Source organism: Novosphingobium sp. 9U (assembly GCF_902506425.1).
In the GTDB taxonomy this organism is placed as follows: domain Bacteria; phylum Pseudomonadota; class Alphaproteobacteria; order Sphingomonadales; family Sphingomonadaceae; genus Novosphingobium.
Genome location: NZ_LR732504.1, coordinates 203,083 through 215,525 on the forward strand (window position 1 = coordinate 203,083; position 12,443 = coordinate 215,525).

A 12,443-nucleotide genomic window follows, 5' to 3' on the forward strand; every position below is an offset into this window, starting at 1 on the left:
GGCTTGAATCGCTCGATGAAGGATCCAGCTGATCGTAAACAGCTCGTTAGCCATAGTAGTTCCGGCAGTGTTCAATACTTCTGACTATCACCCTCGCCGAGGTATCGGATTGGATTGTGATGAGGATAGTCGCCAACCCCAACGCCCCGTTGGACATGTATGAGACGGCAGTTGCGAGCGCGCTGGCTCCGGTCTCATACGTCGCGGATGGTGAGTCGATTACTGTCGGGTACCAGGACTCATACGGCAACATCTCTCCGTACGTTGATGTCCTGCATGGAGATTCCTTAAGCATCTCCAAAGATGGAGCATTGTCCTCAGGGCTCGTCAGATCACTCGACGAGTTCCTTAACTCAGTTCACCAATTCACGATTTCAGATGTCGCGCTGACCGTCAGTCCGGATGATCTATTTTCAAGCTCTGATCGTATAGGGTTTTTCGATGATGCGTTGAGCGGCGACGACTACATAATTGGGTCGTATGGGGACGATCGCTTGTATGGCGGCAGCGGCAATGACACACTTTTTAGCCTAGGTGGCAGCGATGATCTCGATGGTGGAACAGGCGACGATACCTTCCACGCCGTAGGATCTGGCTCGTTCATATATGGCGGAGATGGGGTTGACGCTGTGATTTATGCCGCGCTGGCGAAATTATTTACAGTATCGTCTGAAAACTTTTCCGCCACAGTAGAAGCAGACTTCCTTTCCGAAGTAGAGGATATTCACTTCCTTGATGCCACTCTTACTTTCAATGTGGACAGCGACGCAGCCTTCGTGCTGCGGCTTTATGATGCCGTTCTCAATCGTGAGCCGGACGCTGTTGGCCTGGATAGCTGGTTAGATGATTTAGGCGCGGGCACCACTAGAATGGATGTAGCACTCGGCTTCCTTAACTCGCCGGAGTTTTCCGCTGCCACAGGCAATCTGTCGACGCCTGATTTCGTTGAGTACCTCTACAACTCGGCTCTTGGTCGTCCGTCCGATGCCGGTGGCAAGGCAAGCTGGGTGCAAGCCATCGAGAGCGGCACCAGCAGAGCCGATGTCCTGATTGGTTTTTCCGAGAGCCAAGAGCACCGCGACCAGACCGCTGCTGTCTTGGCCAAAGGCTTATGGACCACGGACAATGACTTCCAGCAGATTGCGGCCTTGTACGACACCTTCGGCAACCGACTGCCAGATCAACAAGGCCTCCTGAACTGGGTTGCTGAACTGAAGGATGGAACCTCGCTGAGTTCAGTCGCAAGCGGCTTCGCTGGCTCAGCTGAGTTTGCAGAGAAAACGTCAGGTTTCTCCAACGAACAGCTGGTGGATTACATGTACCACAACACGCTGGATCGTGAAGCCGACGCCGGGGGCAAGCAGGCTTGGGTGAGCGCCCTAGATAGCGGTCTCAGCAAGGGTGACCTTCTGCTCGGCTTCTCTGAAAGCACGGAGCACTACGGCCTGATGCAGTATCAACTGTTTGCTGGTGTCGATTTTGTGATGTGATCGGGAGTGCTGCTGGCGGGCTCTAGTCTCGCCAGCAGGTTCCGCACGCTCGACGCGTGCCACTTGCCGCCGCGTGCCGTGACTATGCCGGCAGCGGCTAACATTGCTCCCACCGCTTGGGTGTGCGCTCTATCAACGCGCCGCCCGTCTCGCGTGTCTCGGTCCAGGTTTGCACCAGCTTCATGCGCCCGAGCCTTATCCGCCCGCCGTGAAGCGTTCGGGTGCTGAGCAGCTTGGGATCATGCATCCTGAAGCACCCGATAAACGCTGGCTCGACCAATGCCCATCTCACGTGCGATGGCAGCAGCGCCCATGCCGCTCGCCTTGAGCGCCTGGACCTTGGCGGCATCAATCGTTGCCGGACGTCCCTTGTAGACGCCCTGAGCCTTCGCCTTCTCAATCCCGTCCTTCTGACGTTCGCGGCGTATATCGTTCTCAAACTCAGCGACAGCGCCCAGGATCGCCAACATGAGCTTGCCAGTGCTGGAAGACGTGTCGACACCCCCTTGCTGCAGACAGCGGAAGGACACGCCCTCCGCAGTCAGTCGCCCCATGATCGCGTGCAGATCGCCGACAGAGCGCGCCAGGCGATCCAGGCGGGTGACAACGAGCGTATCGCCCTCTCGAGCCTGGTCCAGCGCCTTGGTAAGCTCAGGGCGCTCCGTGCCGCTCTTTCCGCTGCGCTTCTCCTGGTAGACCTTCTGACAGCCTGCATCCTTGAGGGCCTGCACCTGAAGATCAAGCGATTGCCCAACGGAACTAACACGCGCGTAACCTACCAGCATGGGAGACCTCCTGTCTCGTTTGGCTCTAGAGGTTACATGCATAGTGTCTCGTTACCCCGCAATCAACCCTTATAACACGCTTTCCGGTATGTCGTGAGACGTATTGCCGAAGTATACTCTAATGAGACGATGCAGGGGCGGGTACACTCACACCCATGGCTCGACGCCGCGCCTGTTCCAGCATCGACGCAGCAGCCTCGTCCGACTTGAGCTCGATTCCGAGATCCTGACGCGGACGACCCCAGCCACGATCCAGCAGCGCCGTAGCGGCCGTGGCTCGCACCGCCTCGCTTTCCGCGTCCAGCAAGGTGACAAGCGTTTCGACCGCGCTCAGGGTGTGCTCGCGCGCCACTTGAACCAGCGTCCTGCCGTCATCCAACACGATCTTCGGCCGCCCGCCAGGGTTGGGACTTTCGCCGGGTTTCCACTTCGCCATCGCTCGCCATCCTGAGGTGCTGAGAACACGCCCGACGTTATGCGCAAGATTGGACCTCCCGTTGAATCGCGGGCTGTGGCGCATCGACTTCAGCAAGCCGCCCACATCAGTCATCCGCCTCTCCTTCCATGGAGGGCGCTGCGGCCCTAGTGGCAGCGCCCGAATAGTACGTAGTACTAGTAGTGTGTTCTCGGGGGTGTTCGGGCCGGTGTTCGGGAGCGTTCGGGAAGTGTGTTCGGGGAGCGTTCGGGGATGCGTTCGGGAAACCATCGGGCACCTCGACGATGATGTTTTTCGTGCCTGATTTGCCTGGCCGCTCGACTGTCTGAACGGCGATACGGCCCATCCGGAAGAGACGATCCATTGCCCCCTTCAGGGCAGCCTTCTTTACCCCCTTAGCCTCCGGCATGCCCTCGAATTGAGACGGTGCGTAGTTGGGGCCAGAGCTGGGACCGACAGCCCGCTCGACACCCTCGCTCGCTCGCTGGCGCAGGCAGCGCAGGAAGGCCTCGCACTGAGCGTTCGCGGCCGATAGTTCGCGCAGCTGGGCCGCCGCGCTGGGTTCCAGATCCTCGTCGCGGATGAAGGCACCAGCGAACCAGCGCACTTCAATGCGATTGCCGGCGCGCGAATAGTTGGCCTTGGGGTTCGTCAGCTCACGCACGTCCGGGTCGGCACATTCCTCCGGCCGTGCCAGCAGCATGCGGGAACGGAACTGATTATTGTAGGCGACCGAGCCTAGGTAATCCTGTCCCGCCTTATTGGTGTGATGGAGCAGAACCACCGCCCCGTTGCGCTGGGTCGCGAGAGTGCCAAGCCAGTGGGCGAACGGAGCGACCTGGTCGACCGCGTTGTGATCGATGCCCGCGGTCTGAGAAGCGTTGTCGAGGATGAGCAATCCGATGTAGTGACGCTCCACCAAGCGCTCCAGCTTACGGCCAAGGGGTGTGACGCTCACGCCGGTGTCGCCCGCCGTCACAAGGAAGGGGTTCGCCTCCAGTGTATAGGACACAAGATGCAAGCGGCCGGCGAGAGAGGCCATAGGGATGGCCATTGCCTCACAGATGGACTCCTGACGCCGCCACAGCTCTTCTGCGTCGTCTTCCCAGCTCAGATAGGCTGCGTTCGCCTGCCGCGTCTCGACGCCTAGGAATGGACGCCCGAACGCCACGCAGGTGGCCTGTATTTGAGCGAGCAGCGACTTGCCCATGCCGCCGTCACCAGCGAGCAGCGTTGCTTTGTTCGCAGGCACCCAGCCATCCACTAGCCACTCCCGCGCAGGCGCCCTCTTGGCAGCACACGCGGTCAGATCGAGCGAAGGCCATTCGTCCGCATCGGGCTCAGGCTCATCGAAGCACTCGCCCGTGTCATGATCGTAATGATCATGCTGCGGCCCAGGATCGCCGGCCTCACGAAATCCTGTCGGCTCGTCGCGGTCAGGCGCGCTGCGGGGATTGGCTGCGCCATCTGCTAGACCACGCCCTACCTTCGCAACGATCTTCTCTGGCGTCCAAGCATCCCGGGGATTGTAGGACGGCATCGCCAAGCCAGCGGCTATTAGGCTGGATTGCGCCGTGCCGATCGTAAGCTCACCACCAGCGACAAGCGCACCGATCTTCAGCGCCGCCTCGTTCAGCGCGCACTCCTGTTCGCCGTTGCCGGCCGAACGGACGGCGGCACACTCTCGATCGAGCGCAGCCAAGCCATAGCGTGTATCGGCGCCGTCAGTTTTAAACTCACTGCTCGGCTTCTGATCCCGGCTGGAGCCCCTCAGGATGACAGCGAGCAACTCGGCCGGCGCCTCGACCACGGTTGAGCCATCATGCCAGGCATAGCGCCGACCACTTGGATGCAGCGATGGCGGGACGATGACATAGCCGCCATCCCCTCGCGTCTCCGCGCCGGGCAGCTCGGAGAACGGCCAGCCCCGCTTCGGGTGCCGCTGGTGGTTCCGCATCGGCGCCGCCGGGTCATACTTGAAATACAAGTGATAGCCCTTGCCGGTGTCGACGCGGCGCGTGGCGGGCATATCGAAGCGACAAGAGCTCTCGAACTGCTCCGGATCGTCTATGTCGAGCGCCCAGAACCCAGTGGCAGCCCCGGTCGGCATGCCGATCATTGCTTCAGGCCAACGCGCCCACCAGCCCCGCACCGTCTCCGGATCTTTGCTTGCCGACTGAAAGCCCTCTTTTACCAGCGGCTGCTTGTTCTCGTCGCATGGAAAGACCGGCAGCCCCTTCGCTGCGTAGTTGAGTGCTGCCGCTTGCAGGTCGACGCTCATAGTAGAGGACGCGTTCACGCATGCCCCCCTTCGACCGTCGCGAGCCAGATGAACCGGCCAGGCGCGAGCTTCTGCACCAGCGCGAGCCAGGCAATCTCCTGCTCGGGCCGGGTCTCAACAATGACGGTGTTCTGCCGAGTCGCGGCTGCCGCGAGAGCCATCGCTGTGTACGCGTCTGCCTGCGGCCCACTCGATATGATGGCGAAAGAGTGGGACGACCGGATTGCACGCCGAATCGAGGGCATGTGGAAGCCTTCCGGGCCGAGGGCCTTGTCGAAGTCGTCGCCGACCATGAAGATGACCGGGCGTGTCGTGCCAGCAGGAACCCTGAAGGCTCCGGCGCCCTGCCCCGCAAAGAGCATGTCCACGCCATGGTCGCGCACGGCCTTCACGATCGGCCGCAGGTGCGGCGCGGCATTCACCATCGCATGATCGAGATCGGCGCGGGTTGCGGGCGAGTTGATGAGGGTGCGAGCCGTCATGTCGAGCACCATGCCGGTGGCGATTGCCGCGCTTCTACGGACGGCCGCGATCTTGCGACCATCAACCCGATCCGGTATGAAGGGAGCCGATCACCCGCAAAGAGATCAGCGCGCCGGCCCTTGCCCGGGCGGCGTCGTTGTCTAGGCATCACGGGGCACCTCCGCGAGCTTGAGGTAAGGCGCAGTGCCGGTGATCGCAAAGATGCCGGGGAACGTGTCCTCGAAGTACTCAGACGCCCACTGGTTCGCGGCTTCGCGCGTGCCCTCGTACCACTGCATTTCCCGCATATCGGCGGACACCGCGGCGAACACACCCCAGCCACCCGGCACAGGATGAACCTCGACGCCGGACTTCACCGGCCCTGCGACCGTCTTCACGCGCAAGGCTCCCAAAGCTGGAGGATCGGCGCCGGCATCGCACCATCGACATGGAACAGCTGATCGATAGCGTGGTGCTCACGGGCGAGCTGGTTGGCATCGCAAGCATGCAGCCGGAAGCCGATCGCGCGACGGCCGAGAACGCCGTATCGCTCGACTTCATAGCCAGCCTCGTTCGGCAGTTCGCGGACGCGGATGAGCGCAGGCTCGATGGCAACGGCGCTCATGCAGCACCTACGAGCTTGCGGAGGCTTGCAGCGGGTATGAGCCGCCGCTTGCCCACCATCACTGTGGGAATCGTTCCGTCGCGGACACGGCGCCACACTGTAGCTTTTGAAAGGCTTGTCCGCCGAGCGGTTTCAGCAATCGAGAATGCGAGTATCTCGCCGGGTAATTCTTGCACGTGCCGCCTCCGTGTTGAATGCGACACCCTGATTACGCATGCTTTCGCATGCTTTGAATCGCGGCAATTGCAGGAGCCGAAGTCATCCCGCGATGGATGCGAAAGCAGGCTTTTCTCGCGGCTAGATTGCATCTTCTTCGCCGCCAGGATCGCTGATCGAGCAGCCCGGTCCACCGATTGCTGGTCTCTTGGCGCTGTAGCAGTCCTCGTCGTACTGCCCGGCGGGGTCGTCCTCCTCGTCGTCCTCGTTCTGGGTGATGAGGCACTGCCCTTTCTTCTGCGACTCCCGCAACGTGTGCCACTCAGCGTACGCCGGATCGTCAGCATCGGCCGTGATGTCGCCAGGGACACGTCGACCAAAGCCAAGCGCGATCCACGAGTGGGCGAACGAGTCCTCCACATCCCCCTCCTCCTCGTCGGGATTGCCATCAGCGAGGTCGAGGAGGTCGATCGCAACGGCGATGAAGCCTTCCAGCTGGTGCCGGTTGAACGTGGCAAGCATGCGCGAGATCGCAGCCGGCGGCGCCGGCATAAGCCTTTCCATCCTGCCCATGATTAGAACCTCCCGCTGATGCGGTTCAGATCCGCCACGAGGATGTCGATGTCGTATGGATCTTCATCAACGCTGCGGACCGTCTCGATCTTGAGAGTGAGATCCTCGACTGTGCGAACCGGGTACGCATAGACTTCGCTGAACGCCGCGAACCACTTATCGCCCAACGCGTCGCTCTGCTGGTTCAGCCCCCTGGCCAGCCACTCCGCGTCGATCTGTTCAAGCTGGGCATTGCGCCGGTCGAGCGCTTCGCCGAGCTCAGTACAGCAGCGTCCGAAATCATCGTCCTGATAGGTCCAGTGGTCGCGGCGGCTTGTGACGATCACGGCTTCGGATGTCCGGCAGCCGGTGCTCATGTGGACCATCTTGCCGAAGGTGTTCTCGAATGACGCCTTAGTTGTGTAGTGCGGTACGGCCGCTCGAGCAGCCTGGTATGCCGTGGACGCAGGATCGAAGACGGTCTCGTGCCAAGCGTCCGCCACGTTCTTAGCCCGGCGATACGCTGCAATGACCCGCAGCAACCCTGCGTCGTAAGCAGCAGAGGTACCAGCCGCGGCAGAGGCAAGAGCCGGAGCCGCTAGTGCAGTAAGTGACGCGGCGCCGGCCAGCAGCCCACGACGCGAAAAACTAAGATCAGCCATTGTGTCATCTCCAAATGGCGCACCTCTTCGTCACCAGAAGCGAGCCTGGCGGGTGCGACTTGATGTTGGAGCGGGTGTGTGCGATTGGCTGGCGCGTCGGGGTCCAATTCGACGCAGAAGCCCTCTCGCCACCCGCGAGGGGGTTTCTTTTTAGCTAGCCGCAGCTTGAGAGCTGAAAGCCCGATCCAGCTCGCTCTTGCGAAAGAACATGATCCGACCTTTGCGGATGACCGGCAGCTCTCCGCGGTCAACCATATGATAGATGGTGCGGCGAGTCAGACCACAATAGGCAGCCGCCGCAGCTGCGCCGTGGATGAGATCGGCATTGAGCATTTGCTAAACCTCCGTTGATTCCGTAGCGGTACTTCTAAGAAACGATGCTATGCAACGTTACACAGGTAGCTACGCCTCTTCCGTGCATGCCGCAAGAGGTTTAGAAACTTTTCACAGGTGGTGAATGCGCGTTTGGAGTGTCACCTTTGGGGAGCTGGAAGCTGCACTGGCGGAGATGCACGATGTCGCGGCTTCAAAGCGTACGGCGTTCCAAGCGCGCTTGAAGAACTTTCACCGTTTAGCGTTCCCGCCCGAATTTGAGGCGGTAAAGGGCCGAGCTGCGCAATACACGCCCGCGCAGGCTTACGAGATGGCGTTGGCTGTGGAACTCACCCAGCTTGGTTTGCCGCCAGACCGAGCAACGACTGTTCTGTCATGGAATCGCTTTGAAACGACGATGGCTGCCCGAATGGCGACTGACACGTTAGCAAGCCTGGGTAGCTCCGCCGGAGCGCCGCTGCAGATGTTCATCTATTTCGATCCCAACGCTCTGTCGCCGCTGACAAACCGGCCGGATGATAGCGTGTCAGTTGACGCAGAAAGCTTCTTCTACGGCGGAGCCGACGTCATCGCCGAGTACCTCCGGCTATTCGAGCCTGGCACGTCCCCTCGATTATCAATGGTCAACGTAACGTCGATGTTAGCCGCATTCGACGCGGCACTGCCGGTGGGATATCTCGCCGCGCTCTCATCTTGGACGAGGGAAGTTGACGAGCTTGAGTACGGTAATGTCGATTACGCGATCGCTCGCTTGAAAGAGGCCCGCCGTCATGGCCTAAAAAGCGAAGCTTACAAGCTCGCGCTTACAGAACTGATCGAGACAAGCAATGGCCGCCATTCGTAAGCGCACCTGGACCGCCTCAGACGGCACACAGAAGCAAGCATGGCTCGTCGACTACCGCGACCAGGCAGGCAAGCGCCGGGCTAAGCAGTTCGCGCGCAAGAAGGACGCCGATGCGTTCGTCACCAAGGCAAGCTGGGAAGTCAGTCAGGGAACGCACACAGCCGACTCGCAGAGCATAACCGTCGAGAAGGCAGGCCAGAATTGGATCGAGCGAGCCGAACGTGAGGCATTGGAGCCGTCGACCATCAAGTCCTACCGCGAGCACCTCCGGCTGCACATCAATCCCCTTCTGGGTGCTAAGCGGCTCAACCAACTCACCAAACCGATGGTCGAGGAGTATCGTGATCAACTGCTCGATGGCGGCCATTCCCGCATCATGGCGGCAAAGGTCCTCCGCTCGCTATCGTCCTTGCTGAAAGAGGCTCAGCGCGTCGGGTACGTCGGCCAGAACGTCGCCCACGGCATCACCGTAAAGCGGTCCGGACGCGACAAGGCGAAGGTCGTGCCACCCACCAAGGAGCACATGCGCGCCCTCATCGAAGCTGCCGGTGCTGAGACAGCGCGGCCGATCGACAAGCCGCTTCTCTTGGTGCTTCTGTTCGCCGGGCTGCGAGCATCTGAGATCCGGGCTCTGACCTGGTCGAACGTGGATCTGAAGCGAGGCACAATCACCGTCGACCGCCGCGCGGACCCGGCCAACCTGATTGGCCCGCCAAAATCCGCATCAGGCTTCCGGACGATCCCGGTGCCGGTCAGCGTCGTAAGCGAGCTGAAGCGGTGGAAGCTACGCTGCCCGGCCTCCAGGCTTGATCTCGTGTTCCCCAGCGCGGCGGGCACGCCCATCTTTCACAACAACCTGGTGCTGAGCTTTCAGGAACCGCTGCAGCTGGCAGCCGGCATCAGCCGTCCCAAGCTGGTCGACGGCAAGCCGGTGAAGGATGAGCAAGGACAGACCGTACGTGAAGGGCTCTACAGCCTGCACGACTTCCGCCATGCCGCGGCTTCGCTCTGGATCGAGCAGAAGGTCGCCCCCAAGCGGGTGCAAGCGTGGATGGGTCACGCCTCGATCGCGCTCACCTTCGACGTTTATGGGCACTTGTTCGCTGCGCAGGAAGAGGACGCGGCGGTGATGGCAGCGCTTGAGGCTGGTGTGCTGGGCGCAGGTGGATCGGCGGCATAGCCGCGCGAATACGAAGTTACGCTGTGCTTAGAGGATGCGACCTTTGAGGCAGCGCTTGCGCCCGTGAGCGGCAAAAGGAGACATGGAAATGGTCAACCGAATCCTTGCGAATAATGAAACATTGCTGAGGCAAGCCTCGAAGACGGCCGAGCAATACCTTCAAGATGCGATCGGCAGCATCGATCACAGCCTTGGGCAAGGCTATGCCGAGCAACACCCCGAACTGATCGCGGGTTTCATGACCACTGCGGCTCTTGATTACGGCGCGTCCGTGATTGCGCGAGCTCTAGGCTCCTTGGGCGACGGCCTGGACGACTGAGTGATTTCGATCAGCTAAATGGCTCCGACGGGTGGGGTATGTGGCGCCGCCAAACTTGCAGCGTTCTCCTTCGAAACACACATGCAACACGGATGCAACACGGCCCCGAAAACCCTAGGAATTCTGCGGCCTACGCCTAAGACTGCAAATCCTTGCACGCCGGTTCGATTCCGGCTCGGGCCTCCAACTTCCGGCATGACGGATGCGATCCGCGCCGCCTCACCTGACTTTTCATTACTCGGGCATGCAATTGCGGCCCTCAGCTCTCGATTAGCTGCGGCGTCAGCATCGGCAGGTCGCGCGTCTCCAGTACGCCGGGCTGCGCCTCTATGACGTGGCAGGCGGCGTTGATCACCGGGTGCGCGGTCAGCCCAGGCGAGTAGGCAGCGTAGTCTTCGGGCGCGACATCGAAGGCGATCGTCACGTCGAGCGAGGTGTCGCCCTTCACCTGCATGCTCCAGCCTGACTCGCGCAGCTCCCAGGCCGGATCGAGGTCACGCGTGACGTACCAGGTCGAGTAGCGGCGCAGGATCCGCTTGTCGCCGCGCACGCCGAATACGCCCATGCGAATGGCGCCGATCGTGCCCGCCTCGATTACCCCGGCGGCGATCACCTCACGCTTGCGGGCGAGCGCATACTCGACCGAGCCGACCACTTCTTCGAGCGGCAGGCCGATCGCGGCGGCCAGCGCGTTGAAGCTGGAGGTGGTGCTCTGCACCGTGACCGGCTGGCGGTTCGGGTCCATATCCTCCACCTGCGCGCCGAAGCCGAGCCGCTCGAGCATGATCGGCGAATCGCGCTCCGCCATGTCGGCGTAGTCGGTGATGGTCAGGCTTTCAAATCGGCGCTGCATCATCATCAGAGTCAGCGGCATCACCTCGGTCGACCAGCCCGGGCTCGAGCCCGTGGAGTAGAGCGAGCTGCTGCCCGCCGCGCACGCCGCCTCCAGTCGCCCGAGGACTTGTGGGTCGAGCGAGGCGCGCTGGTTGAAGCCGATGCAGGCGGTGACGAGGTTCGCGCCTGCCTCCAACAGGCGGCACATGTCGTCCACGTCCGGCTGGTCGGGCAGGTAGATGACACAGTGCGGCCTGGCGGCGATCACGTCCTCGATCGAGCCGGTGGCGACAATGCCTGTCGACCCGGCGCCGAGGGGATCGCTGCCCGTCAACTCACGGGCATCGCGGCCGATCTTCGCGGGCGAGAAGACGCGCACCGCCACCAGCTCCATCGCCGGATGGTCCAGTATTGCGCGCAGTGCCTGCAGGCCGACGTTGCCCGTTCCCCATTGTGCCACGCGATATCGGCTCATCCTGGTTCTCCTTTGTTCTTGCTGGCGGCTTGGGCCGTTCACAGTCCCCCGTTGGCTTACCTATGCGGGCGGAAGCAGCAGGGTAGGCGGCGCCGACTAGAAGCGTCGCCATGGTCCGCACTCCGCCATCCTCGCTTCACAACCCACCGGGCCGGCGTGCCAGCGCACGGCTGCGGGTGCGGCTTGCCGCGCGGCTGGTGAGCCGCGCCGGCACGCAGCACGCGGTGCTCACCGACTTGTCGACGCGCGGCGCACAAGTGGCTTTGAGCGAGCCGCTGCGCATCGGCGACGAGGTCATGGTGCTGTGGAACGGCTTCGAGGCGTTCGGCGACGTGGTTTGGAGCGGCCAGCGCCATTGCGGCATCGCGCTGGCCGACCCGCTGGCGCAGGCGGTGCTGGTCGCCACTCGCCAGCTCGACGCGACCGAACGCCTGCCGGCCGAGCGTGAACTGACGCGGCGCTCGGCGCAGTCGTTCGTGAAAGGCAACGTGCGCCTTTGAGGGTGATTGATGCCGCCTGATCGCGCCACGGCGACGCTCAAGGCTTGGAGTTGCCAATGGCCGACTTGAACAGGCTGCCTTCCGCCTCCCAGTCCATCCTCACACGGCGGTGCGCGATCAGCCAGGCGCCGTCGACCTTGGCAAAGCGGTCGAGATAATAGCCGGCGTGGTCGGGTCCGATGTCGGTCCAGGCAACCCAGTAGGTCCGTGCCTGCGCCGAGTGGTGCCCAGTGATTTCGATGCGGGAGGTCGAGAGGTGATGGCGCACGAAGGTAGCCCCGTGCGTCGCGCCTTCCCTCAGCAGCCAGCGCTCCTGCCACTCGCGGATGGCCTGGTGGCCTTCGTAGCGGAACGCGCGATCCTCGGGCACATGCTCGCTCTCGATCACGCCGTTGGGGGTGAAGCACTCGACGAATTCGCCGATCCGCAGTCGATCGCCCGACGTGGTGTAGCGCGCCATCAGGTCGCGGATCGCCTCGCGGGCGAGCAGTTCATCGACCGTCACGCAA

17 protein-coding genes are annotated in these 12,443 nt (G+C 62.0%); 5 read left to right on the forward strand and 12 right to left on the reverse strand.

Annotated features, from left to right (window positions below):
• Positions 1-155: 155 nt before the first annotated feature.
• Positions 156-1,490 (forward strand): DUF4214 domain-containing protein, encoded by a 1,335-nt coding sequence (locus GV044_RS22660; RefSeq protein WP_305778441.1) that lies wholly within the window; start codon positions 156-158, stop codon positions 1,488-1,490.
• A gap of 239 nt (positions 1,491-1,729) precedes the next feature.
• On the opposite strand, the gene GV044_RS17630 is transcribed toward GV044_RS22660, so the two are convergent.
• From GV044_RS17630 to GV044_RS17675, 10 genes are all read right to left on the reverse strand, one after another.
• Positions 1,730-2,317 (reverse strand): recombinase family protein, encoded by a 588-nt coding sequence (locus GV044_RS17630; RefSeq protein ID WP_371741645.1) that lies wholly within the window; start codon positions 2,315-2,317, stop codon positions 1,730-1,732.
• A gap of 76 nt (positions 2,318-2,393) precedes the next feature.
• Positions 2,394-2,825, reverse strand: a complete 432-nt coding sequence (locus tag GV044_RS21930) for a hypothetical protein (protein ID WP_201299149.1) — start codon at positions 2,823-2,825, stop codon at positions 2,394-2,396.
• Positions 2,818-5,010: a bifunctional DNA primase/polymerase gene (locus GV044_RS17640; RefSeq protein WP_159873283.1), complete on the reverse strand. Its 2,193-nt coding sequence runs from the start codon at positions 5,008-5,010 to the stop codon at positions 2,818-2,820. Before GV044_RS17640 ends, GV044_RS21930 begins: the two co-directional genes overlap by 8 nt.
• Complete coding sequence (locus tag GV044_RS17645) at positions 5,007-5,486, reverse strand: hypothetical protein (protein WP_159873285.1); 480 nt, start codon at positions 5,484-5,486, stop codon at positions 5,007-5,009. The genes GV044_RS17640 and GV044_RS17645 overlap by 4 nt, the downstream gene beginning before the upstream one ends.
• Before the next feature lie 129 nt (positions 5,487-5,615).
• Positions 5,616-5,852 (reverse strand): hypothetical protein, encoded by a 237-nt coding sequence (locus GV044_RS17650; RefSeq protein ID WP_159873287.1) that lies wholly within the window; start codon positions 5,850-5,852, stop codon positions 5,616-5,618.
• On the reverse strand, positions 5,849-6,079 hold the full coding sequence (locus GV044_RS17655) for a hypothetical protein (RefSeq protein WP_159873289.1): 231 nt from the start codon (positions 6,077-6,079) through the stop codon (positions 5,849-5,851). The genes GV044_RS17650 and GV044_RS17655 overlap by 4 nt, the downstream gene beginning before the upstream one ends.
• A complete protein-coding gene (locus GV044_RS22860; protein WP_371741646.1) occupies positions 6,076-6,387 on the reverse strand; it encodes a helix-turn-helix domain-containing protein in 312 nt (103 codons plus the stop codon). Before GV044_RS22860 ends, GV044_RS17655 begins: the two co-directional genes overlap by 4 nt.
• A complete protein-coding gene (locus tag GV044_RS17665; protein WP_159873293.1) occupies positions 6,377-6,787 on the reverse strand; it encodes a hypothetical protein in 411 nt (136 codons plus the stop codon). Before GV044_RS17665 ends, GV044_RS22860 begins: the two co-directional genes overlap by 11 nt.
• A gap of 23 nt (positions 6,788-6,810) precedes the next feature.
• Positions 6,811-7,329 carry a hypothetical protein gene (locus tag GV044_RS17670; RefSeq protein WP_236555069.1) on the reverse strand — a complete coding sequence of 173 codons (519 nt, stop codon included), beginning with the start codon at positions 7,327-7,329 and terminating at the stop codon, positions 6,811-6,813.
• A 270-nt stretch (positions 7,330-7,599) separates the two neighbouring features.
• Positions 7,600-7,782 (reverse strand): helix-turn-helix domain-containing protein, encoded by a 183-nt coding sequence (locus GV044_RS17675; RefSeq protein ID WP_159873297.1) that lies wholly within the window; start codon positions 7,780-7,782, stop codon positions 7,600-7,602.
• Between the two features lie 124 nt (positions 7,783-7,906).
• Between GV044_RS17675 and GV044_RS17680 the strand changes: the two genes are divergently transcribed.
• From GV044_RS17680 to GV044_RS17690, 3 genes are all read left to right on the forward strand, one after another.
• A complete protein-coding gene (locus GV044_RS17680; protein WP_159873299.1) occupies positions 7,907-8,626 on the forward strand; it encodes a hypothetical protein in 720 nt (239 codons plus the stop codon).
• Complete coding sequence (locus GV044_RS17685; RefSeq protein ID WP_159873301.1) at positions 8,610-9,806, forward strand: tyrosine-type recombinase/integrase; 1,197 nt, start codon at positions 8,610-8,612, stop codon at positions 9,804-9,806. The genes GV044_RS17680 and GV044_RS17685 overlap by 17 nt, the downstream gene beginning before the upstream one ends.
• A gap of 82 nt (positions 9,807-9,888) precedes the next feature.
• Positions 9,889-10,125 (forward strand): hypothetical protein, encoded by a 237-nt coding sequence (locus tag GV044_RS17690; RefSeq protein WP_159873303.1) that lies wholly within the window; start codon positions 9,889-9,891, stop codon positions 10,123-10,125.
• 259 nt (positions 10,126-10,384) lie between these two features.
• On the opposite strand, the gene GV044_RS17695 is transcribed toward GV044_RS17690, so the two are convergent.
• Positions 10,385-11,434 (reverse strand): dihydrodipicolinate reductase, encoded by a 1,050-nt coding sequence (locus GV044_RS17695; protein WP_159873305.1) that lies wholly within the window; start codon positions 11,432-11,434, stop codon positions 10,385-10,387.
• 110 nt (positions 11,435-11,544) lie between these two features.
• Here GV044_RS17695 and GV044_RS17700 point away from each other — a divergent pair, with 110 nt between their 5' ends.
• Complete coding sequence (locus GV044_RS17700; RefSeq protein WP_159873307.1) at positions 11,545-11,934, forward strand: PilZ domain-containing protein; 390 nt, start codon at positions 11,545-11,547, stop codon at positions 11,932-11,934.
• Positions 11,935-11,971: 37 nt separating this feature from the next.
• Here GV044_RS17700 and GV044_RS17705 read toward each other — a convergent pair whose 3' ends face one another.
• The gene (locus GV044_RS17705; RefSeq protein ID WP_159873309.1) at positions 11,972-12,439 is read right to left on the reverse strand and encodes a nuclear transport factor 2 family protein; all 468 of its coding nucleotides are present in this window, start codon (positions 12,437-12,439) and stop codon (positions 11,972-11,974) included.
• Positions 12,440-12,443: the final 4 nt, after the last annotated feature.